The sequence below is a fragment of the Alistipes sp. UBA6068 genome (assembly GCF_949428155.1).
GTDB lineage: Bacteria > Bacteroidota > Bacteroidia > Bacteroidales > Rikenellaceae > Alistipes > Alistipes muris.
Map to the genome: position 1 here is coordinate 277,813 of NZ_CASQFS010000001.1, position 24,590 is coordinate 302,402.

Here is a 24,590-nt window from a genome sequence, read left to right on the forward strand (position 1 = left end):
TTATTTGTAGGTTAGTCTGGACATCTTCGTGAAGACTTCTTCGGCCGCTTCGGTCAGTTGCGCCGCGGTCAGGGCGCCGATTTTGGCGTAGACTTCTTCCATCGTGTCTATTTCGTCGTGCGTCAGCAGGCTCTTGCCCGCGCTCAGCATGTAGTTTTCGTTGCTCTCGCCCGAAATGGCCAGTTGGGCGATGAATTGTTTCTTGGCCATCGAGAGTTGGCGCCCCGTCAGCGGCGTGGTCCGCAGGCGTCGCAGCTGGCGTTCGACCAGTTCGGCGCACTGCGCTTCGTTGGTGTGTTCCGAGCTGAAGTAGATGGCCACCAGGCCGCTGTCGCCGTAGGGTATGTAGTTCGCTTCGATGTTGTACGACAGGCCGTGTTTTTCGCGTACTTCCACGTTCAGCAGCGAGTTCGCCGACGGGCCGCCCAGCACATTGACCAGCAGCGCCAGCGGCAGGCGTTTCGTCTCTTCGATGCCGCAGGCCCGGTTGCCGATGATGCAGTGGGTCTGGTGGGTGTGTTTGGTCACCGTCTTCTCGAACGGTTTTACCGCCGGGGGCGCCGCCCTCTCGAATCCGCGCGTCGTGGCCGCCTGTTCGCCGAAGTAGCGCAGGGCCGTCGCTTCGGCTGTCTTGGGCGAGAAGTTGCCTATCGACGAGAAGACCATCCGGTCGGTCGTGTGGGTCCGGGCCGTGAACGCACGGATCGCGGCGCCGTCGTAGCGCATCAGCGCCGCCTTGCGGCCCAGTATGTTGTGGCCCAGTTCCGACCCCTCGAACAGCATATCCTCGAACGTGTCGTAGAGCATCTCCGCAGGCGAATCCTTGTAGGTGTTGATTTCGTCGGCGATGACTTCCTTTTCGCGTTCGATTTCGCGCTCCGGAAAGGTCGAGCGGAACGCGATGTCGGCAATCAGTTCGGCCGCTTTCGCAAAGTCGCCCCGCAGCGTCGTGGCGTGTATGGTCGTCTCTTCCTTGGTCGTGAAGGCGTTCAGTTCGCCGCCCAGGTTTTCCAGCCGGCAGTTGACCTGCCAGGCCCGGCGGCGTTCGGTGCCCTTGAAAAAGGCGTGTTCGGTCAGATGGGCCAGTCCGTATTGGCCGGGGTGTTCGTCGCGGCTGCCCGCTCCGATGACCAGCGCGCAGTGGGCCACCGTGCTCCGTACCTGCCGGTGGATTCCGCGGATGCCGTTGGGCAGCGTGTAGGTGTAGAACTCCATTTCTTACAGTTTGGTGCGCAGGCGCAGGTATTCGCCCGTGCGGCTCTCCGTGCAGCGTTCCAGGTCGCGGGGCGTGCCCTCGAATACCAGCCGTCCGCCCGCCGTTCCCGCTTCGGGTCCCAGGTCCACCACCCAGTCGGCGCATTTGATGACGTCCATGTTGTGTTCCACCACCACAATCGTGTGTCCTTTGGTTATCAGGGCGTTGAACGCCGCCAGCAGTTTCGAGATGTCGTGGAAGTGGAGCCCCGTGGTCGGTTCGTCGAAGATGAACATGATGTTTCCGCCGCTCTGTTCCTTGGTCAGGAACGACGCCAGTTTCACCCGTTGGCTTTCGCCGCCCGAAAGGGTCGACGACGACTGCCCCAGTTTGACGTAGCCCAGTCCTACGTCCTGCAAGGGTTGCAGGCGTTCCACTATGCGGCGGCAGGTCGCGTTCTTGTCGTCTTCGCCAAAGAACGCAATCGCTTCGTCCACGGTCATTTCCAGCACGTCGCAGATCGCTTTGCCGCGGTATTTTACTTCCAGCACTTCGTCGCGGAAGCGGCGGCCGCCGCAGGCTTCGCACAGCAGTTCCACGTCGGCCATGAATTGCATCGACACCTTGATGACCCCCTCGCCCTGGCATTCTTCGCAGCGCCCGCCCGCCGTGTTGAACGAGAAGTGGGCCGGGCTCAGCGAGTTGTGTTTCGAGTAGGGTTGGTCCGCATAGAGCTTGCGTATTTCGTCGTAGGCCTTGATGTAGGTCACCGGGTTCGAGCGCGACGAGCGGCCGATGGGGTTCTGGTCCACCATCTCCACCGTACGCAGCAGGCCCGTGTCGCCTTCCAGCCCGTCGAAGTCGCCCGGTTTGGCTCCCGTGTCGAACAGCAGGCGCCGCAGCGCCGGGTAGAGGATTCCTTTCGCCAGCGACGATTTGCCGCTGCCGCTCACTCCCGTGATGCAGGTCATCACGCCCAGCGGGATGCGGACGTCGATGTTTCGCAGGTTGTTTTCGCGGGCTCCCTTGATCGTTATCGAGCGGCTCCAGCCGCGGACTGCCGGCGGCGGGGCGATGGTCCGGCGGCCTGTCAGATAGTCGGCCGTCAGGCTCTTTTCGTCCTTGAGCAGTTGCGGCAGCGTGCCGCTGAAGACCACTTCGCCGCCGTTGTAGCCTGCCCGCGGGCCGATGTCCACAATCCAGTCGGCCGCACGGATGACTTCTTCTTCGTGTTCCACCACGATGACCGTGTTGCCCAGGTCGCGCAGTTGTTTCAGTACTTTGATAAGGCGGTTCGTGTCGCGCGGGTGCAGGCCTATCGAGGGTTCGTCCAGGATGTAGAGCGAGCCCGTCAGGTTGCTGCCCAGCGAGGTCGAGAGGTTGATGCGCTGGCTTTCGCCGCCCGAGAGGGTCGACGACAGGCGGTCCAGCGTCAGGTAGCCCAGCCCTACGTCGGCAAGGTATTGCAGGCGGTTGCGGATTTCCACAAGGATGCGGGACGCCGTCTTTTCGTCGTGGCTGTCGAGTTCCAGCGCCCCGAAGAACGCTGTCAGTTCGTCCACAGGCATCTTCACCAGTTCCGCTATGTTGCGTCCTCCGACCCGTACATAGAGCGCTTCCTTGCGCAGGCGCGAGCCCCCGCATTCCGGACAGAGGGTCTTGCCCGTGTAGCGGGCTTTCATCACCCGGAACTGGATTTTCCGCCGTTCGGAATCTATGTAGTCGAAAAATTCGTCCAGTCCGTGGAAATATTCGTTGCCGCGCCACAGCAGGCGTTTCTGTTCAGGCGTCAGCGCATGGAACGGCGTGTGAATCGGGAATCCGAACTTCGCGGCGTTCTCCACCAGTTTTTCTTTCCAGCGGCGCATCGTCTCGCCGCGCCAGCAGGCGATGGCGTCTTCGTAGACGGTCTTGCTCTTGTCCGGAATGACGAGATCTTCGTCGATGCCCACCACCTTGCCGTAGCCTTCGCAGCGGGGGCAGGCTCCCAGCGGGTTGTTGAAGCTGAACAGGTGTTCGGTCGGCGGCTCGAATTCGATGCCGTCGGCCTCGAAGCGCGACGAGTAGCTTTCCTCGCCGTTTTCGCCCGCCACTATGCAGATGCCGTTGCCGTAGGAGAATGCGCGGGCCACCGAATCGCGGACCCGGGTCGCCGTGTCGTCGTCGGCCGTCAGCCGCAGGCGGTCTATGACGACCTCGAATGCTTCGGCTTTCGTGTCGGGTCCTATGGTGGGCAGTACTTCTTCGATCAGTCGCGTTTCGCCCCCGGTCCGCACGCGCATCAGGCCGTCCGAGAGCAGCAGCGTCATCTTCTCGATGAGCCCCTGCCCCGCCGCCAGCCGGATGGGTGCCGCTATGATGATTCGGCTCCCCTCCTTTTCGGCAAGAATGCGGGCCGCCACGTCGTCCACGCTGTAGCAGCGCACTTCCTGCCCCGATACGGGCGAGTAGGTGCGGCCGATGCGGGCGAACAGCAGTTTCAGATAGTCGTAGATTTCGGTCGTCGTCCCGACCGTCGAGCGGGGGTTGCGCGTGTTGACTTTCTGTTCGATGGCAATGGCCGGGGCGATGCCCGTTATCAAGTCTACGTCGGGTTTGCCCACCTTGCCCAGGAATTGCCGCGCGTAGGCCGAAAGGCTCTCCACATAGCGGCGTTGTCCCTCGGCGAATATCGTGTCGAAAGCCAGCGTCGATTTTCCCGAGCCCGAAAGTCCCGTCACCACCACCAGTTTGTCGTGCGGTATTTCGACGTCGATGTTCTTCAGGTTGTGGACCCGGGCTCCTTTTATATATATGCAGTTTTCGTGTTTCATCGGTCGCGTTGCTGGGCGTGTTCGTGCCGCTTCGGTAAGGTTAATTCGTTTTTCGCCGCCGGGCCGGGCTTTTCAGGCCGCGGAATTTTTAATTCTTAATTCTTAATTCTCAGCAATGCTTCCTCCCGCTTTCTTCAGCCGTTCTTCCAGTTCTTCGGCCCGGCTTTCGCGGATCGTCAGTTCCATCGTGCAGAGGTTGTCGAAGCGTTGGGCACGTATGGTCGGTCGGCATTCCTTGATTGCGCGCATGACGTCGTTCATCGCCATGTAGGGGAAGTCCACCCGGATTTCGCGGTCTACCGTGCGTTCCACCACCGTCGCCGCTGCAAGCGCTTCGGCCGCCGCTTCGCGGTAGGCGGCTATCAGTCCCGGCACCCCCAGTTTCGTGCTCCCGAAATAGCGCACCACTACTATCAGGCAGTCCGTCACTTCGGCCGACAGCAGTTGTCCCAGTATCGGTTTTCCCGCCGTGCCCGAGGGTTCGCCGTCATCGTTGGTCCGGTAGCGTTCGCCCCGCGGTCCCAGCCGCCACGCATAGCAGTGGTGGGTCGCATCGAAATGGCGTTTGCGCAGGGCGTCCAGGTGTTCGCGGATTTCTTCTTCGGTCCGTACCGGGTATGCGTAGGCCAGGAATTTGCTGCTCCGTTCGCGCGACGCCGCTTCGGCCGCCGCTTCGAGGGTCAGATAGGTGTCTTCGGCCACTTCCTACCTCACTTTTCGGAAAAGCCGCCGCCAGCGGATGTTCGCCGGGAACGATTTGTTCGCTTCCAGCGACAGCCATACGAACGAGGCCTTGCCCACGATGTGGTCTTCGGGTACGAAGCCCCAGAATCGCGAGTCGGCCGAGTTGTGGCGGTTGTCGCCCATCATCCAGTAGTAGTCCATTCCGAAGGTGTATTCCGTCGCCGGGGCGCCGTCTATGCGTATCGTCTCTCCGTCCACTTCCAGCGTGTGGCCTTCGTAGACTTCGATGATGCGGCGATAGAGCGGCAGGTTCTTCGTCGTCAGCGCCACCGTCGTTCCTTTCTGCGGTATCCATATCGGGCCGTAGTTGTCCTGGCTCCAGCGCGGGGTTTCCCATTGCGGGAATACGTCGTTGTTGGGCGGACAGATGTAGCGGCGTACCATCGTCACGTTGTCCATGTTGCGGAGTTTCTCGGCCGTCTCTTCGGTCAGGAACATGTCGTAGCCCACCCGGTTGCCCGAATATTCGCGGATGCCGAGACGTTCGATGGCATAGGGCGTCAGCGGCGAGGTCGTCTGTACGAGATATTGGTGTTGGGTGCCCGGCACCTTTTCCTGCGGTTCGCCGTTCACCCATACGTCGCCGTTGCGTACTGCCAGCGTGTCGCCCGGGATGGCCACGCAGCGTTTGATGTAGTTTTCGCGTTTGTCCACCGGGCGGCTGATGACCGTGTAGGCGTCGTTGAGTTTGCGTCGTCCCTCTTCCTTGCCGAACGACGCTTCGTAGCTGCGCAGTACGTCGTAGTAGGTTACCGCTTGGTTTTCAAGCAGTACCGTGTCGCCCGCCGGGAAGTTGAAGACTACTACGTCGTTGCGTTTTATCTTGCGCAGTCCCTTGAGCCGGTGATAGTCCCAGCGGATCGCTTCGGAAAACGATTTCTTGGTTTGCGAGAACGGCATCGTGTGGTGTACGAACGGGAACGACAGCGGCGTGTTGGGCATCTGCGGTCCGTAGGTCACCTTGCTCACGTAGAGGTAGTCGCCCACCAGCAGCGAGCGTTCCATCGACGAGGTGGGAATCACGTACATCTGGAATACGAACAGGTGTACCAGCGTCGCCACAATCGTGGCGAAAATCACGGCGTTCACCCATTCGTAGGCCGTCTTGTAGAGTTTGCTCCGTTCGCACAGCTTCGCGTTGCGGCTCCACACATGGCGGTAGAACAGCCGCGATATGTAGAAGTCGTAGATCAGCGGCAGCCCCAGCAGCAGCCAGAGGTTGCCCGTCCACACCACGAACCAAAGTACGTAGAGCGTGGCCGTGAGCCCGAAGCCCACCCATTTGTTGCGTAGTATCTTTCTGAGTTTTTCCATATCGTTCCAACGCGTTGCGCGCAGTTTTATTGCATCAGGTCCTCCATGCCGAAAACGCCTGTGCGGCCGCACAGGAATTCGGCCGCCACAACGGCTCCGAGGGCCAGCGTGCGGCGGTTCTTGATGGTGTGGCGCAGTTCCAGCACGTCATCTTCCGATTCGTAGCTCACCGTGTGCGTGCCTGGTACCGTCCCTTCGCGTACCGAGCTGATGACAAGTTGTTCCGGTGCCGCCGCGGCCGGGTCTTCCGTGCGGTTGGCTGCACATTCGATGCCGGGGGCGTAGTTCACCCACGTTCGTTTCGTCGTCAGATTTCCGATAACCCCTTCGGCCAGCGTGATGGCCGTGCCGCTCGGGGCGTCTTTCTTCTGCGTGTGGTGGATCTCTTCTATCCGCACGTCGTAGGCCGCATGCAGTCGTTCGATCATCGCCGCCAGTTCGCGGTTCAGGCGGAACAGCAGGTTAACGCCCAGGCAGTAGTTCGAGGCGTAGAACATCGCGCCGCCCCGTTCGCGGCAGAGGGCTTGCAGTTCCGGCAGGCGGTCGGTCCAGCCCGTCGTGCCGCTCACCACGGCCGTGCCCGCTTCCAGGCAGGTGCGGATGTTGTCGTAGGCCGTCTGCGGCGTGGTGAATTCTATCGCCACGTCTGTCTCCGCCAGATGCGCCGCATCCAGTTCCGCCGCGTTGTCCGTGTCGATGATAAGGGCCGTTTCGTGACCGCGTTCCTTGAGTATCTGTTCGATTTCGCGGCCCATTTTGCCGTAGCCTATGATTGCTGCTTTCATGCCTGCGCGTAATTATTCTGACAAAATTACGAATTTTTCTCCGAATATCGGGTTTGCAAACCCGGTTTTATTCGTATCTTTACTTCGTTGTAGATACTTCGACCATGCGTTATTTCCTCGAACTCCGTTACAACGGCGGTGCTTACTTCGGTTGGCAGCGGCAGCCAGCCATGCCCACCGTCCAGCAGACCTTGGAGCAGGCGCTCGCTACCCTGCTGCGCGAGCCCGTCGAGGTGACCGGGGCCGGGCGCACCGACACGGGCGTCAACGCTTCTTATTATGTGGCGCACTTCGACGTTTCGCAGCCCGTCGCCGAGCCGCAGCAGTTGCTCCGCAAGCTCAATTTCATGTTGCCGGGCGACATTGCGGCCGATTCGCTCACGCCCGTCGCCGACGGCGCCCACGCCCGTTTCGACGCCCGCGAGCGGGAGTATCGTTATTTCATCGAGCCGCACAAGAATCCCTTTACGCGGCACCTCTCGTGGCAATACTACGTGCCGCTCGATGTCGGTCGCATGAACGAAGCGGCGGCCATGCTGGCGGAATTCGACGATTTCACTTCGTTCGCCAAGCTCAATTCCAACAACAAGACCAACCGTTGCCGTATCATGCACGCCGCATGGACGGTCGACGACAGCGGCGTGTTGTGTTTTACGATTCGTGCCGACCGGTTCCTCCGCAACATGGTCCGCGCCATCGTCGGGACGTTGGTCGACGTCGGCCGCGGGCGTTATTCGCCCCACGGGTTCCGGGCCATCGTCGAAAGCCGCGACCTCTCGCGGTCGAGTGCCGGGGCTCCCGCGCAGGGGTTGTTCCTCAGCGACGTCCGCTACCCTCCCGAGGTTTTTTCAAGGGTGTGCGCCGCGAAACATCCGTTCCGATAGCCTCCCAGCGGACATAAAAAAGGCAGAAGCTCGTGCTTCCGCCTTTCTCTTTGTGTGCCCCGTGGGTTATTCTTCCTCCGGGTCGATGATTTCGTGGGTCCGCAGGTCGACATAGAATTCCGCGTCGTCCTTGCCACTGCGCGTCAGCGCCGTTCTGACTTTGACCACGTTTTTGTTGATGGGTTCGTATTCGCGGATTTCGCCTTTGAAAACTCCCATCCGCACCAGTGTGTTTTTGGTGATATCCGAAATCCAGAACGTGCCGTCGCTGCCTTTGCAGATGCGTTCCGGGCGGCCGAATGCGAATCCTTTGATGCTCTTGAGCGTCTTGACCCACTCTTTCTGTGCGTAGTCATAAACGTTGATGGCGTCGTTGCTGCCCGTGGCGTACATGCGTTCCGGGCTCGTCGCGAACGTTTTGGGTTTGAACGCCAGGGCCCAGGTCAGTTCGTTGACGTCGATATTGGTGCCGTTCGTGAAATCGTCGTTGATGAGCGAGGGGTCCAGCACCCGGATCGACTGCGCTTCGTAGGCCGTCAGCAGGATGTGTCCTTCTTCGTCGGCTTCCATGTAGTGGGCCGCGAAACCATTGTTCCCCGAGCTGCCCTCACCGGGTCCCGTTTGTTTGTAGCGGTTGATTTTCTGGTAGTTTTCCGGCGTGACGTCCGATTCCTTGTAGACGCTGACTTTGCCGTTCTTGTCGCGGGCGAAAATCAGTCCGTCTTTCACGGTCATCGCCTGCGCCTGGAACACCGGTCCGCTCCAGTTGCCGTTGCCGATGCAGGAGCAGTATTCCATGCCGGGCAGCGAGAATACATGGATAAGCGATTCTTGTTCGGCTACATAGACCCGTTCGTCCGTCACCGTTATCGCGTTGATTTTGCTCGTGAAGTTCTTTTCCGCGTCGTTGACCGTCCAGGTGCTGATGGTTCCGAGCGGCCGCTTGTCTTTCTTCGAGTAGAGAATCAGGCTGTTTCCGGCCGCTGCGCTGTTGGCTACGAACAGCGTGTCGCCGCGTTCGGCTACCGTATAGGGGTTGAAGTCGGCGGTCGCCGCCAGTCCCATCGCTTCATGGCCGAGCGTCTCCACCGCTTCGTAGGTGTAGTACCAGTAGCTGGTGTAGGTCATCTCCTCCAGTTCGGAGCTCCATTCGGGAGCGGCCGTTTGTTCGGTGCACCGCACGGTCGTTGCGGCGCATGCAAGCAGCAGTATATATATAAGTATGCGTTTCATGTTCTTTGCCGTTTTTTAGTTGTTGGTCTCTTCGCCGCCCAGTTGGCTCAGCGGGATGGCATAGAGGCACAGCCCGCCCACACGGTCGATGATGAAAAGCGTGTTGCGGCGGATCAGACACTTGGCCGGGTTGTTTAGCGTGATGTCGCCGATGGTCGTGAAGTCCTTGATGACCTTTCCGGTTTCGGGGTCCACTTCGCAGAATTTCTGCTCCGTCTGCTTCCCGTCGAACGAGACGAACAGACGGCCGTCGGAGCTCCATGCCGCACCCGTCGGGCTGTAGTCGAAGGCCAGTTCCTTGCCCGCGGTCAGTTTGCAGGCCATCATGTGTTCGGGGTTCATCCGAACCAGCCTTTTCGCGTAGTAGTCGACTGCGTAGACGTTGCCTGCGTAGTCGGCGGTCATGGTGTTGCTGCTGTGCGCTCCCAGGTTGTCGCTCGACGCTATGGCGCCGTGGGCAAGGTCGTGTTCCGGGAAAGCCCGCACAATGCCCCGGTATGCGTAGAGCGTGCCGTTGGTCGCGGCCAGGCCTACGGCGTCGAATCCCAGCCCCAGCGTGGCGGTGCATTCGTAGGTTTCGGCGTCGAATATGAAAAGCGTGTTGTGGCTTCCCGCCAGGTAGATTTTGTCGTGTGTGCGGATGATGTCGGCCGGCGTTCCGATGGTCTGTTCGTTGCCGTTCGGAAGCGTCCATTTGGTGAACTGCTTCTCGTGCACGGGTTTTCCCGTCGACAGGTCGTATACGTCCCACGTGAAGTTCGCGGCACGGATGTCGTTCGTCACGTACATCTTGTCGCCGTATACATAGACGCTGCGCGGCATGTAGTTCCGTTCTCCTACGCCTGCGTCGTTGTAGTCAAGTCTGAACGAGAGTGCGGGTGCGTCCTCCGTCTCGCCCCAGTCCGTATCCAGGAAGTCGTTGCCGCGGGCCAGACCGCCGTCCATTTCGTCGAGTTCGGGGTCTTCGATTACGTATTTCGACGGCCGGTAGTATCCGCCGCCGGGCAGATAGGCGGTCTTGGAGCGGCGGCTGTGCAGGAAGCGGCGCGAGTAGACGGGCAGTTTCTTGGCCAGCGCCAGTTCTTCGTACACCTTGCCGCACAGCGACGTCCAGCCCGGCCCCGTTTGTTCGTAGGTCATGTTGCCTTCATGGCCGTAGCCCAGGCAGTGGGCGTATTCGTGGAACATCGTCTCCGTGATGCTCGAATCGTCCGGATATTGCTCGAAATAGACCGATTCGTGCATGCCGAACGTCTCGCCGCCGCCAAGCCCCATCACTCCGGTGGTGTAGCCGAAGACCAGACCCCGGTGGCTGATTGCTTGTTTGAGTACGGTTTCTTTGTTGACAAGGTTTTTGTCGTTGTTCGAGTGAAGCGGGCCCCAGGCGTTGAGTTCGGCGGCGAATTCAGGGCTGGAGTACATGTAGGTCATGTTCAGCGCCATCGCCACACCTTCGCGGGCATGGCAGGCATGCAGCGGATAGGCCCAGCTGGTCTGGTTGGGATTGTAGCGGCCGAAGCGGATGTGCCAGTGGCACTTGATTGCCTGAAGCGTCTTCCAGTAGGGGGCGTCGCATTCGATTTCCAGCGTGATGTTCTCTTTCGAGAGGTGCGGATTGGCCATGATTTGAATCAGTTTGCCGCTCCGCGTCGTCGCCGTTATGTCTTCCGTCGCAAAGGGCAGCTGCATCTGGAACAGGTGGAACGGCATGACTTTCTCGAATACGAACAGCTTGAACGCTTCGTCGTATCCTTCCATCGTGGCCCAGACCGTCACGTTCGGCAGTGCACGCGGGCTGTAAAATTTCAGTTGGAATTGCAGATCGTCATCGACGGTCACTTGGAGCGGTTGGTCGGTGTAGAACCAGCGTTCGCTCGTGTTGAAGAATACTTCCGACGGTTCATCGTCGTTCAGCATGTAGTAGGTGTTCAGATTGTTGTAGTCGGCCGTCGACAGGCGGATCGGAAGTCCGTCGGGAAATTGTTCCGTCGGGTCGCTTCCGATGGTCTCAGTCGTACATCCGTACAGTAGTAACAAGCTGACAATCAGCCCCCCCCGAGGTTTAGGGCGAAAAATTTCTTCATCGTTCTTGTTGTTTTCGATTGTTCAAAAAACGGTTTTCGGTCAAAACGCCGCAAAGATACGAATAAGCGAGGGCAAAAGCAAGCGAGCTTGCTTTTTGCCGAGCGTGAGTATCTTCGGCGAAGCCAAAGATACGGATATGCCATTTATAGGTGTATCGCGTGGCCCAGCGCCGCTTCCGCCGCTTCGGCCACTCCTTCGTTCAGCGTCGGATGGGCGTGTACCGTGCGGACAATGGCTTCGGCCGTCGCGCCCAGGGTCCGGGCCAGCGTCGGTTCCGCCAGCATCTCCGTCACGTTCGCCCCTACCATGTGGGCGCCTACGAGTTTGTCGTCTGCGTCGAACAGCAGTTTCACAAAGCCGTCGCGGTCGCCCGCCGCCGTCGCCTTGCCCGAGGCCGTGAACGGGAAGCGGCCGATTTTCACCGCCATTCCCTTTTCCGCGGCTTCTTGTTCCGTCATCCCCACCGACGCCACTTCCGGCGTCGTGAATATGCACGACGGGATGTTCGCGTAGTCTACCGGCGCGGGGTTCAGTCCGCAGATGGCTTCCACGCAGCAGACCGCTTCGGCCGACGCCGCATGGGCCAGCGCCGGGCCTTTCACTATGTCGCCGATGGCATATACGCCTGCCACGTTGGTCCGGTAGTATTCGTCCACCGCTACCTTGCCCCGTTCGACTGCTATTCCGAGTTCTTCGAGCCCGATGCCTTCGATGTTGGCTTGTACGCCCACGGCCGACAGCACTACGTCCGCCGTCAGCGTCTCCGGGCCTTTCTTGCCTTCGATTTCCACTTCGCAGCGGTCGCCCGCGATTTTCACTCCTTTGACCGTCGTCGAGGTCAGCACCGTCGCCCGCAGTTTGCGGAACGCGCGTTCCATCGTCTTCGACACTTCTTCGTCTTCGAGCGGCATCATCCGCGGCAGGTATTCGACGACGGTGACTTTCACTCCGAGCGTCGCATAGAAGCACGCGAATTCGCTGCCTATGGCACCCGAGCCTACTACAATCATCGTCTCAGGCAGTTCGTTCAGCGTCAGCGCTTCGCGCGACGTGATTACCCGTTTGCCGTCCACCGGCATGAACGGCATTTCGCGCGGCCGGGCTCCCGTCGCCAGGACGATATGGTCCGCTTCGTAGTCGGTGCCGTCCACATCTACGTGGCCCGGGGCCGTCAGGCGGCCGAATCCCGTTATCAGGTCTATGTTGTTCTTCTTCAGCAGGAACAGCACCCCTTTGTTCATCGTCTCCGCCACTCCGCGCGAGCGGGCCACCATCTTGTCCAGCACCGGGCGTACTTCGCCCGCTATCTCTACGCCGTATTGTTCCGCCGCCTTGCAGTGGGCATATATCTGCGCGCTCTTGAGCAGCGCCTTGGTCGGGATGCAGCCCCAGTTCAGGCATACGCCGCCCGCTTCGGCCCGTTCCACGAGCCCTACCCTTTTGCCCAGCTGCGCCGCGCGTATCGCCGCCACATAGCCGCCCGGGCCGCTGCCCACCACCAGTATGTCGTATTTCATCGTTTCGTCACTTGATTACTTTCAGCGTCACGCCGTTGTCGGCCGCCACGGCGCGTTTCCACTTTTCGTTGTAGCCCGGGAACCGGATGTCGTCCGGGATTTCGCGGCCGTTGCCGTTGTCCACAAAGTGTGCCGCCGTGCCCGGGCCGTCCAGATATTCCAGTACGTCGGCGTGTTCGCTCTTCACGTTGCCGTCCATGTACTTTATCAGCAGGTATTTGTCCAGCTTCGACCAGCGGTCGAACAACTCCTGCGCCGTCTTCACCGAGTAGTCGGTCAGATAGCGCACGCGTTTCTTGGCCGGGAGTTTCGCCGCTTCCATGTCCGCGAGCGGTATCTGCACTTCCGCCTTGTTGTTTTCCCACGCGTCCACTGCCTTGCGGATGTCGGCCGCTATCATGTCATAGCGCATGTACGCAAAGTTCGTCACCCGGTTGAACAGCCAGAACGCCGAGGTCGGCGAGTAGTCCAGCATCGAGCCGTTCTGTTCGTCGAAGCACTCCGGCACTTCCGTCGCCGAGCAGTATATCGGGGTCAGACACGAGGTCGCCGCATCGTCCACGCCGAACCACAGGATGCCCATGTCGCGCGGTACATTCGGCCGGGCCTGCGCCACGAACCAGAATCCCGTCTGCTGCGTCGCCGTCGCACGTTCGTTGCAGTATTCTACCCCGTCCACCTCGAAATACATCGGGCGCCAGCGGTAGGGACACCCGTGCCCTCCGGCTCCCAGGTCGGCCGTCATGTCCATCGGGGTCCCTTCGTAGTGGTCGCGCATGCAGTCGAAGACCGTCTTGGGCGTTATTTTCGCGCGGGGTTCCACCCACAGCGGCATCTTGTTCGTCGGGTTGTGGCCCATCGCATAGTCCGTGTAGGCGTCCATCCCGTCGGCCACCGTCCGGAAAAAGGCCCATACGCGGGCTTCGCAGCCGCGCAGCGCTCCGAAGTCGGCCGGGGCGTAGGCGTCCGAGAAGCTGAAGGTTTCGTCCGGGCCTTCGTAGTAGCCCATTTCGCGGGCGAAGTCTACGACGTCCGGGGCATAGAGGCAGTTTTCCGGGTCGTCTTTCGGAAAGGTCGTGATGCGGGCTTGGTTGGCGTGGGCCGATACATAGCCGTCCGGTATCCGGCGCGCCACCCACACGATTCCTTTGCGGGCGTTGCCTCCTCGGCCGTCGTCCTCGAAGCCCTTGCCTATCAGTTCCATGATCCACGCTTCGTCCGGGTCGGCTATCGAGAACGATTCGCCCGACGACGCGTAGCCGTAGGTGCCGGCCAGTTCGGCGATGACGCCTATCGCTTCGCGCGCCGTCTTGGCCCGTTGCAGCGTAATGTATATCAGCGAGCCGTAGTCCATGCGGCCCGTCGGGTCGGCCAGTTCCGGGCGTCCGCCGTAGGTCGTTTCGGCTATGACGAGCGAGTGTTCGTTCATGTTGCCTATCGTCGACCACGTCTCCGCCGCCTGCGGTATGTCGGTCAGATAGCGTCCCGTGTCCCATTCGTAGACCGGAAGCAGCGCTCCCGCCTTGTGTTTTCCGCCCGGCGTGTGGTACAGGGCGCCATACAGGCCGTGCGAGTCGGCCGCATAGGACACCATCACCGAGCCGTCGCTCGACGCTCCTTTCGTCACAATAAAGTTGGTGCAGGCATCCGCCGTTCCGTGCACAAGCATGGCCGCCGCCAGTAGTACGATGAGTTTTTTCATGGTTCGCAGATTGATTTCCTGTAAAGACAGCGCACAGCAAGTACTGACGCAGTTTTCTGCGTGCCGTCTCGTCGCTGTCGGTCTTCGCATTGTTTCATTAACGCAAATATAAAAAACAAATCGTGAAAAACCGCAAAAATTTTGAGCGTTGCCGTGCGGTTGTCATCCTGAGCGCAGCGAAGGAGCTGCCTATCCGAGGTTTGTTTCAATATTTTTGTGTAAAGTATATATCGACTTGTCCGATTTTTGCCTATTTTTACCTGACCAATCGTTCGCTTATGTTGGAAATCGCCTGCAATCTTTCGCGTATCAGGGCGTCATTGCCCGAATCGGTGACGCTCGTCGCCGTCTCCAAGACCCACCCCGCCGAGGCCATTCGCGAGGCCTACGACGCCGGGCACCGTATCTTCGGCGAGAGCCGTCCGCAGGAGTTGTGCGCCAAGTACGAGGTGCTGCCCAAGCAGATCGAGTGGCACATGATAGGCCATTTGCAGACCAACAAGGTCAAGTACATCGCGCCGTTCGTGCGTATGATTCAGTCGGTCGACAGCGCCCGGCTCGCCGAGACCATCCAGCGCGAAGCCGCCAAGTGCGGCCGCATCATCGACATCCTGTTGGAAATCCACGTCGCGCAGGAGGAGACCAAAAGCGGTTGGGAGTTGGGCGAGTTGAAGCGTTACGTCGATTCGGCCGCTTTCGCGTCCATGCCCAACGTGCGGGTCCGCGGCATTATGGGTATCGCCACCCATACCGATGACCGGTCGGTCATCCGGCGCGATTTCTCGGAGTTGAAGCGTTGTTTCGAGTTGTTGCAGCCTTATTTCGGCGCCCGTTTCGATACTCTTTCGATGGGTATGTCCCACGATTATCTCTTGGCCGTCGAGTGCGGTTCCACCATGGTCCGCGTCGGGTCTTCCATCTTCGGCGAGCGCGATTATTCCGGGCAGTAAGAATCTTTTCACTCGTCCACAGCAGCCATTCGCGGGCCCGGCTGGGGCGGTCGCGCTGTAAGCGCGAGCCGGGCTCCGCGCAGAATTGTTCTGTCATTCTGAACGTCAGCAAAGAATCTGCCCTTATATATAACAAGGACGGAACCATGTCCCGTCCTTGTCTTTTATTTCACCCGAATCGTCTTGCCCGAGCGGATGTTGCTCGGCGATTCGATGCCGTTCAGCCGGCATATCGTCTTCACGGTCGTTCCGTGGCGTGCCGCTATGGCGCTCAGCGTGTCGCCCGGACGGATTCGGTAGTATTGGGCTTCTTTCTTGTCCGGCACCGGCGTGCCCGTGTCTTCTTCGTCATCGAAGTCCTGCCCCGCGTTCGAGTGGATGTTGAAGAACGATTTCTTCAGCAGGAACGTTTCGCGGCACAGCATTCCGTTCTTGAAGTCTATCAGGCGTTCCGGGTCGAATGCCTGGCCGTAGTAGCGGGTCTCGAAATGCAGATGGGGTCCCGACGAGCGGCCCGTCGAGCCGCCCAGTCCGATGATCTGCCCCGCTTCGACCCATTGGTTCGCCTGCACCAGCCTCTCCGCCAGATGGCCGTAGTAGGTTTCCAGGCCGTTGTCATGGCGGATGATTACCAGATTGCCGTAGCCGCCGTTGTTGTAGGTCGACATGCGCACCCTCCCGCAGAACGTCGCATAAATCGGGTCGCCCGTCTTCAGCGGCAGGTCCACTCCTTGGTGTTGGCGTCTTCCCCGCGGGCCGTATCGGCCGTGCGGGTGTACTCCGCCTTTGTAGGGGCAGTGGTAGCTCTTGGTCGAGTCCACCAGGTCGATGACCACCGAGTTGGGCATCGCCGACATGTCTACGTCCGAGTAGGGAAACAGGTCGCGCACGTCCCAGAATTTCTCGAAGACGGTCTTGTCTTTCACCACTTCGCGGTTGCGGATGTATTTCCACGTGTTGTTGCTGTAAAGCACTACCAGCAGCGCGTCGTTTTCCGACGGAAGCGTGTCCACTACAATCAGTTCGTTCGTGTCGAACGTCGATTGTATTTGTTTGGGTTCCAGGCGCAGGCGCAGGGTCGCCAGCGAGTCGGCGGCCGCGGCTTCGGCCGGGGTCAGCGCCGCAAGCCGCGGCGGTTCTTCCTGCGCCGCGGTCGTCAGTACCGCCAGCGCGGCCGTCAGTGTAAGGCAGTATTTCTTCATGGTCATCGGTTTTTCAGCAGTTCCGCCGCCGCTTCGAGCGCTTCGTAGAATTCTTCGCCGAAGCGGCGTACAATCGGTTCGCGCAGCGCCTTGTAGACCGGCAGTCCCAGTTTTCGGCCGCATTCGCGCGCACCCGCACAGACCGACCAGCGGTGATAGTTCAGCCCCACCGTGCCGTTCGAGAACCGCACCAGCCGGATCGGATAGAGGTGGCACGAGATGGGTTTGCGGTAGGCCGTGCGGCCTTCGGCCCACGCTTTTTCGATGGCGCAGAGCGTCACACCGTTTTCTTCGTAGGCGTAGGCGCATTCCGCATCGTCCACCAGCGGCGTCGTGTAGTCGCCGTCGCTGTCCACTACCATGAAGCCCTGCCGTTCCACCGCCGCTATCCCCGCCGCCGTCATGTAGGGTTTGTAGGCGGGGTATTCCCGTTCAAGAATGTCCGGTTCGTCGTCTTCCAGCGGCGCTCCCGCGTTGCCTTCCACACAGCAGATGCCCTTGCATCGTTCCAGGTCGCAGGCAAAGCATTCGCGCAGCAGGTCGGCGCTCACGATTTTGTCGTCGATTTCGATCATCTCGGCGTACATGTGTCGGCTATCACTATGTCGTAGAGTTGGCCCATGGTCATTCCCATCGCCTTCACCTGCTTGGGGACGATGCTCCCGGGGCTCATGCCCGGTATGGAGTTCAGTTCGATGAAGTAGGGTTTCCCCTCCGGCGTCACAATGAAGTCTACGCGTACCACGCCCCGGCAGCGGCACGTGCGGTAGGCTTCCAGCGTCATGCGGTTCAGTTCGGCTTTCACTTCCGGTGCGATGTCGGCCGGGGTTATTTCGTCCGAGAATCCCGCCGTGTATTTGGCTTCGTAGTCGAAGAATTCCTTTTTCGATGCGATTTCCGTAATCGGGAACAGGTATTCCCTGCCCCCCGCTATCATCACTCCGCAGCCCATTTCGCGGCCCGCAATACATTCTTCGATCAGTACCTCGTCGCTCTCCGAGAACGCTTTTTCGACGGCTGCGGGCAGTTCTTCGGCCGTGCCTACTTTCGTCACTCCGAACGACGAGCCGCTCGCGTTGGGTTTCACGAAAAGCGGCAGTCCCAGGTCGTCCGCTATCTCCGTCGCGTTCCACGTTTCGCCGCGGCGCAGGAAGCGTTCGCGCGCAAGGTTGATTCCCCGGCCCGCCAGCGTGCGTTTCGTCGTTACCTTGTCGAACGTCAGCACCGACGAGGTCATCCCGCACGACGAGTACGGAATCCCCATCATGTCTAAATAGCCTTGCAGACGTCCGTCTTCGCCCGGCGTGCCGTGTATCAGAATCAGGGCGTAGTCGAATTCCCTGCGTTCGCCCGCCACCGTCAGCGAGAAGTCGTTCTTGTCGACCTGCCATTCCCGGCCGTCCGGCGCCGTGTAGTGCCAGTCGCGGCCGTGCAGGTCTATCATCGTCACGTCGTATTTTTCCGGGTCGAGCGCCGCCGCAATCTGGGCTGCGCTTTGCAGTGCGATTTCCCGTTCCGACGAATCGCCGCCCGCCAGGAGCGCTATGCTGAGTTTCTCGGTCATGGGTTGTAGATGTCTTTGTATCTGAATGCCAGTATTTCCTCCACCATTTCGACGAATTGCCGGGCTTCTTCGTGCCCGGGGTCGATGCGAAGCACGGCGTTGAAGTCGTTGAGGGCCGCGCCCCATTGGTTCATCCGGTAGTGCAGTTGGCCGCGTTCGAGCAGCAGCGCCGTGTTTTCCGGGTCGGCGTCGAGGGCCGTGTGCAGCGCCGTCATGCGGTTCGCGGGGCTCCACAGTCCTTTGCGGCGGATGTATTCCGTTACGCCCGGCGCCAGCATCCGCGACGTGTCGTCGCCCCGTTCGATGGCCGCCCGCACTTCGGTCGACGAGTAGTCTTGCAGCGGCGCATCTTCCAGCAGCGTGACGCGGTCCAGGTGTTTCTCCGGCCGTTCGCCCCGCCGCGGGTAGACGTATATCGGGTATTCGAGGATTCTTTCGTATTCTTTCCAGCCGTCGAGCCCCGTTATCTGGTCGCTGCCCATCAGTATCGAGAAGCGCATTTCGTGGCCGCACGTCTCCTCCAGAAAGCGCAGCGTGTCGATCGTGTACGAGGGTCGCGGCAGCAGGAATTCGACTACTGAGGGGCGTATGCGTTTCGGATAGCGCGACGCCGCGCAGGCGATTTCCGCCATCTCCAGCCGGTCGGTTTCCGCCACCAGCGCCGCTTGTCGTTTGTAGGGGCTCTGCGGCGAGATGACCAGCGCCGTTTCGTCGGCCAGATCATGCTCCGCCACATATTCGGCCAGCGCGATATGGCCGTTGTGTACCGGGTTGAACGACCCGAAGTAGAGCATCATCCGTTTCATCATCAGCAGTTTATGAATTTCTCCACCAGCGCGCAGACTTCCGCCACGGCTTCTTCCAGCCGGTCGTTCACCACCACATGGTCGAATTCCGGGGCTTTCGTCAGCTCGAACTCCGCTTTCGCCACGCGGCGGTCTATCACTTCCGGGGCGTCGGTCCCGCGTCCTTCCAGCCTGCGGCGCAGTTCTTCGACCGAGGGCGGCATGACGAATATCGCGCAGGCGTCGTCGCCGAACAGGCGTTTGAGGTTCAGCCCGCCGATTACGTCTACGTCGAACGCTATCGTGTGGCCTTTTTGCCAGATGCGGTCCATTTCGCTCCGCAGCGTGCCGTAGCACGTCCCGGCATATACTTCTTCCCATTCCACGAACTTGTCTTCGGCCACCGCCTGCATGAACGCTTCGTGCGTCAGAAAGTAGTAGTCTACACCGTCGCGTTCCGTTCCCCGGGGTGCACGGCTCGTCGCCGACACCGAGAATTCCAGTTGCGGATAGCGTGCCAGCAGTTGCCGGACGATGGTCGTCTTGCCCGAGCCGCTCGGGGCGGAGAATATGATGATCTTACCCATTGGGGAATTAAAAATTAAGAATTAAAAATGAAAAATTATCGGTTCGGTGTTTCGGGGCCGACTGTGTTCGATTTTTAATTCTTCATTTTTCATTTTTAATTGCAATATCTTGTGATTTCGCACAATCACAAGATATTGAGTACCTGTTCCTTGATTTTCTCCAGCTCGTCTTTCATCTTGACCACCAGTATCTGGATGTTCGATTCGTTGGCTTTCGAGCCCAGCGTGTTGATTTCGCGGCCCATTTCCTGGGCGATGAATCCTAATTTGCGGCCTGCGGCTTCTTCGCCGCGCGCCACTTCGCGGAAGTAGTTGCAGTGGTTCGTCAGCCGGACTTTCTCTTCGGTGATGTCCAGTTTTTCCAGGTAGAAAATCATCTCTTGTTCCAGTCGGTTGCGGTCTACTTCGGCGTTGAGTTTCGCCAGGTTTTCCTCTATCCGGCTGCGGATGTTTTCCGTGCGGTTTTTTTCGTAGGGGATTACTTCTTCCTTGTATTGTTCGATCAGTTCTACCCGGCGCAGCAGGTCGGCAATCAGTATCGCTCCTTCCTGCGTGCGGAATTCGTCCAGTTGGGCCGCCGCCGCTTCCGTCGCCGCCATCAGCGCCGCGTGTTCTTCTTCCGATATGGCTTCCGTCTCCGTCGCCACTACTTCCGGAAGCCGCAGGACCGCCGCCGCCAGCGCGTCGTAGTTCACGCCGATGCCCGCATATTCCACTGCTTCGGTCGCCTGCCGCATGTACTCGCGGTACAGTTCGCGGTCTATCCGGGCCGGGGTCTCGGTCTTCTGGTTTTCCACCGTCACGAATATGTCCACCTTGCCGCGTACCAGTCGGCGGGCCGCCAGCGTGCGGATTTCGTATTCCGATTGGCGGTAGAGCGACGGCAGCCGCAGGTTCAGGTCCAGCTGTTTGGAGTTCAGCGAGCGGATTTCCACCGTTATCTTCTTGTTCTTCAGCGTGGCTTCGCCTTTGCCGAAGCCCGTCATGGATTTGGTCATCATCTTCTTGCTTTTGGTCGCCGCAGGGGTCCGGAGGTGTTCCGCAGGGCCCTTTGGCCGACGCAAAAGTAATAAAAACTATTCAAAAAGCCCTATTCCCCGCAGGTCGATTGAAAATTATTCGGGCGGTGGTTCGTTTTCCCGGAAATTAATTTGTTTTGTATTCTGCTTTTCGTATCTTTGTGTTAGCTTACTAACAGCCATGAATTCTCTCACACAAACCCATCTATGAAAAAGCACAATTTCAACGCGGGACCCTCCATTCTGCCGGAGGAGGTCATCGGGAACGCCGCCAGGGCCATCCTCGATTTCAACGGTTCGGGCCTTTCGGTGCTCTCGATTTCGCACCGTACCAAGGATTTCGACGACGTCATGGCCGAGGCCGACAGGCTCTTCCGCGAGCTGCTTGCCATCCCCGACAACTACAAGATTTTCTACCTCGGCGGCGGTGCCAGCACCCTCTTCTATGAGGTCGCCGCCAACTTCCTCGGCCGCAAGGCCGGTTACGTCAATACCGGCGTCTGGGCCAAGAAGGCTATCAAGGAGGCCAAGCGTTACGGCGAGGTCGAGGTCGTCGCTTCGTCCGAGGACCGCAATTTCACTTACATTCCTAAGGGTTTCGCCATTCCCGCCGACCTCGATTATCTCCACATCACCACCAACAATACCATCTACGGCACCGAGTTCCACGAGGATATTTCGTCGCCCGTGCCCCTTATCGCCGACATGTCGTCCGACATCCTCTCGCGTCCGGTCGACGTCTCCAAGTACGCTATGATTTACGGCGGCGCGCAGAAGAACCTCGCTCCTGCGGGCGTTTCTTTCGTCATCATCCGCGAGGACATGCTCGACAAAATCGTCCGCGACCTGCCTACGATGGTTTCGTTCCGCACGCACGTCGAGAACAATTCCATGTTCAATACGCCGCCCGTCTTCCCCATCTACGTCTTGATGGAGACCCTGCGGTGGCTCAAGAAAATCGGCGGCGTCGAGGAGATTTACAGCCGCAACATCGCCAAGGCCAAGTTGCTTTACGACGAAATCGACCGCAATTCCCTGTTCCGCGGTACCGTCGAGATGGAGGACCGTTCGCTCATGAACATCTGTTTCGTCATGGCCGAGGGTCACGAGGAGCTCGCTCCCGAGTTCATGGAGTTCGCCAAGGCGCGCGGCATGGTCGGTATCAAGGGCCACCGGCTCGTCGGCGGTTTCCGCGCTTCGTGTTACAACGCCTTGCCCATCGAGAGCGTGCAGGCGTTGGTCGGCTGCATGCAGGAGTTCGAGAAGCTCCATCTGAAGTAGGCCGATGGCTTACCAGTTCAAGATTCCCACGGCCTACAGCGCCCTCACGGGCGAGGTGACCGCGTGGGAACAAACCGAATTGCAAGAATCCACTACATTGATACACTCTATGAAAGTATTGGTCGCCACCGAAAAGCCCTTCGCCAAAAAGGCCGTCGAGGGTATCCGTGAAATCGTCGAGGGCGCGGGTTACGAGTTCGCCCTGCTCGAAAAGTACGCCGACAGGTCCGAGTTGTTGGCCGCTGTGGCCGATGCCGACGCCTTGATTGTCCGCAGCGACAAGGTCACGGCCGAGGTCATCGCCGCCGCTCCGAACCTCAAAATCGTCGTTCGCGCAGGCGCCGGGTACGATAATGTCGATTTGGCCGCCGCATCGGCCCGCGGTATCGTTGTCATGAATACTCCCGGGCAGAATTCCAACGCCGTGGCCGAGTTGGCCGTCGCCATGATGATTTTCATGGCCCGCAACCGTTTCACGCCCGGCACCGGGTCGGAGATTCAGGGCAAGACGCTCGGCATCCACGCCTACGGCAACGTCGGTCGGTTGGTCGGCCGCAAGGGCAAGGCGCTCGGCATGCGGGTTGTAGCTTACGATCCGTTCGTTTCCGACCCCCAGGTCTTCGCGGCCGACGGCGTGGAGCAGGTTTCTTCCGTCGAGGAGCTTTACCGGGTCTCCGATTATCTGTCGCTCCATATTCCCGCCACTCCGCAGACTACGGGTTCGATCGGTTACGAGTTGCTGACTTCCATGCCCAAGGGGGCTACGCTGGTTAATACTGCTCGCAAGGAGGTCATCGACGAGCAGGGTGTCATGCGTGCCTTGACCGAGCGCGAGGATTTGAAGTACGTGACCGACATCGCCGCCGCCGTCCAGCCCGAGTTCGACGAGAAGTTCGGCAAGCGCGTTTTCGCTACCGCCAAGAAGATGGGAGCCGAGACCGCCGAGGCCAATCTCAACGCAGGCTTGGCCGCCGCCCGGCAGATCGTCGGGTTCTTCACCGACGGCTGCACCCGTTTCCAGGTGAACAAAGGGTAGAAGCGTTCTTTGTCATGGCGGGTTGCTTGGTTGTCATTCCGGGCCCCTTCCCTGTCATTCCGGGCCCCCTTCCCTGTCATTCTGAGGAGCGTAGCAACGAAGCATCTGTTACGGCTTCGTCATTGCGGGCGAGTGTAACGAGCGTGGCAATCTGAATATACGCCGTAACTTTTCGGGCTTCTCCCCGGCGATGTTTTACGCTGTTCCGAACACCCGCTCCGGGCTCTCGACGAACCAACCCCCGCCATTTCCACGAGTGCGGGATTTTATTAGTGATGAATTTTGTAGCTTAAATTTCTGAAAATATGGTTAGAATCAAGCCTTTCCGCGCCGTCCGCCCGCCCCGGGAGCATGCCGCCGAGGTCGCGTCGCGGCCTTACGACGTTCTGAATTCCGCCGAGGCCAAGTCCGAGGCCACGGAGCGTTCGCTGCTCCACATCATCAAGCCCGAAATCGACTTCGAGCCCATCGCCGACGAGCATTCGCAGCAGGTCTACGACCGGGCTGTCGACAATTTCCGCCGTTGGCGCAGCGAGGGGTGGCTGCAGCAGGACCCCGAGGAGTACTATTATATTTATGCGCAGACCATGGAGGGCCGGACGCAGTACGGGCTGGCCATGTGCTGCCACTTCGAGGATTACCTGTCGGGTGCCATCAAGAAGCATGAGCTCACACGGCCCGACAAGGAGGAGGACCGGATGATTCACGTCCGTAACCAGCAGGCCAACATCGAGCCCGTCTTCTTCGCCTATCCCGACAACGCCGAAATCGACGCCATCGTCGCCGGCGTGGTCAGCAGCAGCGCGCCCGAGTACGACTTCACCGCGGCCGACGGTTTCGGACATCGTCTGTGGGTCATTCGCGACCGTGGGACCAATGACCGCATCACCGAGATTTTCAAGGGCATTCCCGCGCTCTACGTCGCCGACGGCCATCATCGTACCGCCGCCGCCGCCCGCGTCGGTGCCGAGTGCAAGGCCAAGAATCCCGGCCATTGCGGCGAGGAGGAGTATTGTTATTTCCTGGCCGTCACCTTCCCCGCCGGACAGCTCCGTATCATCGACTACAACCGCGTCGTCAAGGATTTGAACGGTCTCACGCCCGCCCAGCTCGTCGATAAGCTCCGCGAGAATTTCATCGTCGAGGAGAAAGGCGCCGAGGAGTACCGTCCCGCCGCCTTGCACAATTTCTCCATGTATCTCGACGGCAGGTGGTACAGCCTCACCGCCAAGCCGGGCACTTACAACGACAGCGACCCCATCGGCGTGCTCGACGTCACGGTGCTTTCCGACCTCGTCCTCGACAAGATTCTCGGCATCGGTGATTTGCGCACTTCCAAGCGCATCGACTTCGTGGGCGGCATCCGCGGCTTGGGCGAGTTGAAGCGGCGCGTCGACAGCGGCGAGATGCAGGCGGCTTTCGCCCTCTATCCCGTTTCGATGCAGCAGCTCATCAACATCGCCGACACGGGCAACATCATGCCGCCCAAAACCACTTGGTTCGAGCCCAAGCTCCGTTCGGGCGTCGTCATCCATAGTTTCGGCGAATAGTCCGTTCCGCGGATTGCCTGGTTTTCAGAGGTGCTTGTCGAAAAGCACCTCTTTTTTGGTTATGATTCGCTTTTTTTCGTTATATTTGTTTCCGAATATTAATCAATCGGCATTATGGCTAAAATCAAAGGTACTATCGTCGTCGACAAGGAGCGGTGCAAGGGGTGCGGGGTCTGCGTGGCTTCGTGTCCGTGCAGCGTGCTGGTCTTGTCGGCCGAGGTCAATAGCAAGGGTTATCCCGTCGCACGGATGGCCGACCCCGATGCCTGCACCGGGTGCGCTTCGTGTGCGGTGATCTGCCCCGACAGCGTCATTACGGTTTATCGTCAAAAATTCGAGTAGGA

Annotated in this window: 21 protein-coding genes; 6 read left to right on the forward strand and 15 right to left on the reverse strand. The window is 59.7% G+C overall.

What is annotated here, in order from left to right:
- The 5 genes from QVG21_RS01210 to dapB all read right to left on the reverse strand — a co-directional run bounded on the left by QVG21_RS01210 (position 1) and on the right by dapB (position 6,851).
- Positions 1-1,215: a M16 family metallopeptidase gene (locus tag QVG21_RS01210; protein WP_287921316.1), complete on the reverse strand. Its 1,215-nt coding sequence runs from the start codon at positions 1,213-1,215 to the stop codon at positions 1-3.
- Between the two features lie 3 nt (positions 1,216-1,218).
- On the reverse strand, positions 1,219-4,008 hold the full coding sequence (gene uvrA, locus QVG21_RS01215) for an excinuclease ABC subunit UvrA (protein ID WP_287921318.1): 2,790 nt from the start codon (positions 4,006-4,008) through the stop codon (positions 1,219-1,221).
- Positions 4,009-4,110: 102 nt separating this feature from the next.
- A complete protein-coding gene (locus QVG21_RS01220) occupies positions 4,111-4,710 on the reverse strand; it encodes an IMPACT family protein (RefSeq protein WP_287921321.1) in 600 nt (199 codons plus the stop codon).
- 3 nt (positions 4,711-4,713) lie between these two features.
- Positions 4,714-6,066 (reverse strand): signal peptidase I, encoded by a 1,353-nt coding sequence (gene lepB, locus QVG21_RS01225; protein ID WP_287921323.1) that lies wholly within the window; start codon positions 6,064-6,066, stop codon positions 4,714-4,716.
- A gap of 26 nt (positions 6,067-6,092) precedes the next feature.
- Positions 6,093-6,851, reverse strand: coding sequence for a 4-hydroxy-tetrahydrodipicolinate reductase (gene dapB / locus QVG21_RS01230; protein WP_287921326.1), 759 nt, complete (start codon positions 6,849-6,851; stop codon positions 6,093-6,095).
- 104 nt (positions 6,852-6,955) lie between these two features.
- On the opposite strand from dapB, the gene truA reads away from it, so the two are divergent.
- The gene (gene truA, locus QVG21_RS01235; RefSeq protein ID WP_287921328.1) at positions 6,956-7,735 is read left to right on the forward strand and encodes a tRNA pseudouridine(38-40) synthase TruA; all 780 of its coding nucleotides are present in this window, start codon (positions 6,956-6,958) and stop codon (positions 7,733-7,735) included.
- Positions 7,736-7,801: 66 nt separating this feature from the next.
- On the opposite strand, the gene QVG21_RS01240 is transcribed toward truA, so the two are convergent.
- From QVG21_RS01240 to QVG21_RS01255, 4 genes are all read right to left on the reverse strand, one after another.
- Positions 7,802-8,968: an NHL repeat-containing protein gene (locus QVG21_RS01240; protein WP_287921330.1), complete on the reverse strand. Its 1,167-nt coding sequence runs from the start codon at positions 8,966-8,968 to the stop codon at positions 7,802-7,804.
- A 15-nt stretch (positions 8,969-8,983) separates the two neighbouring features.
- A complete protein-coding gene (locus tag QVG21_RS01245; protein WP_287921333.1) occupies positions 8,984-11,005 on the reverse strand; it encodes an NHL repeat-containing protein in 2,022 nt (673 codons plus the stop codon).
- A gap of 191 nt (positions 11,006-11,196) precedes the next feature.
- Positions 11,197-12,570, reverse strand: coding sequence for a dihydrolipoyl dehydrogenase (lpdA, locus tag QVG21_RS01250; protein WP_287921336.1), 1,374 nt, complete (start codon positions 12,568-12,570; stop codon positions 11,197-11,199).
- Between the two features lie 7 nt (positions 12,571-12,577).
- Entirely contained in the window at positions 12,578-14,272 is a 1,695-nt protein-coding gene (locus tag QVG21_RS01255; RefSeq protein ID WP_287921338.1) for a C69 family dipeptidase, read from the reverse strand.
- A 278-nt stretch (positions 14,273-14,550) separates the two neighbouring features.
- Between QVG21_RS01255 and QVG21_RS01260 the strand changes: the two genes are divergently transcribed.
- Complete coding sequence (locus tag QVG21_RS01260; protein WP_287921340.1) at positions 14,551-15,222, forward strand: YggS family pyridoxal phosphate-dependent enzyme; 672 nt, start codon at positions 14,551-14,553, stop codon at positions 15,220-15,222.
- Between the two features lie 164 nt (positions 15,223-15,386).
- On the opposite strand, the gene QVG21_RS01265 is transcribed toward QVG21_RS01260, so the two are convergent.
- The 6 genes from QVG21_RS01265 to QVG21_RS01290 form a co-directional block, all read right to left on the reverse strand.
- Entirely contained in the window at positions 15,387-16,424 is a 1,038-nt protein-coding gene (locus QVG21_RS01265) for a peptidoglycan DD-metalloendopeptidase family protein (protein WP_251213797.1), read from the reverse strand.
- A gap of 2 nt (positions 16,425-16,426) precedes the next feature.
- Entirely contained in the window at positions 16,427-16,999 is a 573-nt protein-coding gene (locus QVG21_RS01270; protein ID WP_287921430.1) for a DUF3109 family protein, read from the reverse strand.
- Positions 16,996-17,988, reverse strand: coding sequence for a D-alanine--D-alanine ligase (locus tag QVG21_RS01275; RefSeq protein ID WP_287921345.1), 993 nt, complete (start codon positions 17,986-17,988; stop codon positions 16,996-16,998). The genes QVG21_RS01270 and QVG21_RS01275 overlap by 4 nt, the downstream gene beginning before the upstream one ends.
- Complete coding sequence (locus QVG21_RS01280; protein ID WP_287921348.1) at positions 17,985-18,797, reverse strand: nicotinate-nicotinamide nucleotide adenylyltransferase; 813 nt, start codon at positions 18,795-18,797, stop codon at positions 17,985-17,987. Before QVG21_RS01280 ends, QVG21_RS01275 begins: the two co-directional genes overlap by 4 nt.
- On the reverse strand, positions 18,797-19,360 hold the full coding sequence (gene gmk / locus QVG21_RS01285) for a guanylate kinase (RefSeq protein ID WP_287921351.1): 564 nt from the start codon (positions 19,358-19,360) through the stop codon (positions 18,797-18,799). The genes QVG21_RS01280 and gmk overlap by 1 nt, the downstream gene beginning before the upstream one ends.
- A gap of 125 nt (positions 19,361-19,485) precedes the next feature.
- Complete coding sequence (locus QVG21_RS01290) at positions 19,486-20,346, reverse strand: YicC/YloC family endoribonuclease (RefSeq protein WP_251213798.1); 861 nt, start codon at positions 20,344-20,346, stop codon at positions 19,486-19,488.
- A gap of 240 nt (positions 20,347-20,586) precedes the next feature.
- Between QVG21_RS01290 and serC the strand changes: the two genes are divergently transcribed.
- From serC to QVG21_RS01310, 4 genes are all read left to right on the forward strand, one after another.
- On the forward strand, positions 20,587-21,660 hold the full coding sequence (gene serC / locus QVG21_RS01295; RefSeq protein ID WP_287921354.1) for a 3-phosphoserine/phosphohydroxythreonine transaminase: 1,074 nt from the start codon (positions 20,587-20,589) through the stop codon (positions 21,658-21,660).
- A 109-nt stretch (positions 21,661-21,769) separates the two neighbouring features.
- Positions 21,770-22,696 (forward strand): NAD(P)-dependent oxidoreductase, encoded by a 927-nt coding sequence (locus tag QVG21_RS01300; protein WP_287921432.1) that lies wholly within the window; start codon positions 21,770-21,772, stop codon positions 22,694-22,696.
- 305 nt (positions 22,697-23,001) lie between these two features.
- Positions 23,002-24,246, forward strand: coding sequence for a DUF1015 domain-containing protein (locus QVG21_RS01305; protein WP_287921357.1), 1,245 nt, complete (start codon positions 23,002-23,004; stop codon positions 24,244-24,246).
- A gap of 114 nt (positions 24,247-24,360) precedes the next feature.
- Entirely contained in the window at positions 24,361-24,588 is a 228-nt protein-coding gene (locus tag QVG21_RS01310; protein WP_251213634.1) for a 4Fe-4S binding protein, read from the forward strand.
- Positions 24,589-24,590: the final 2 nt, after the last annotated feature.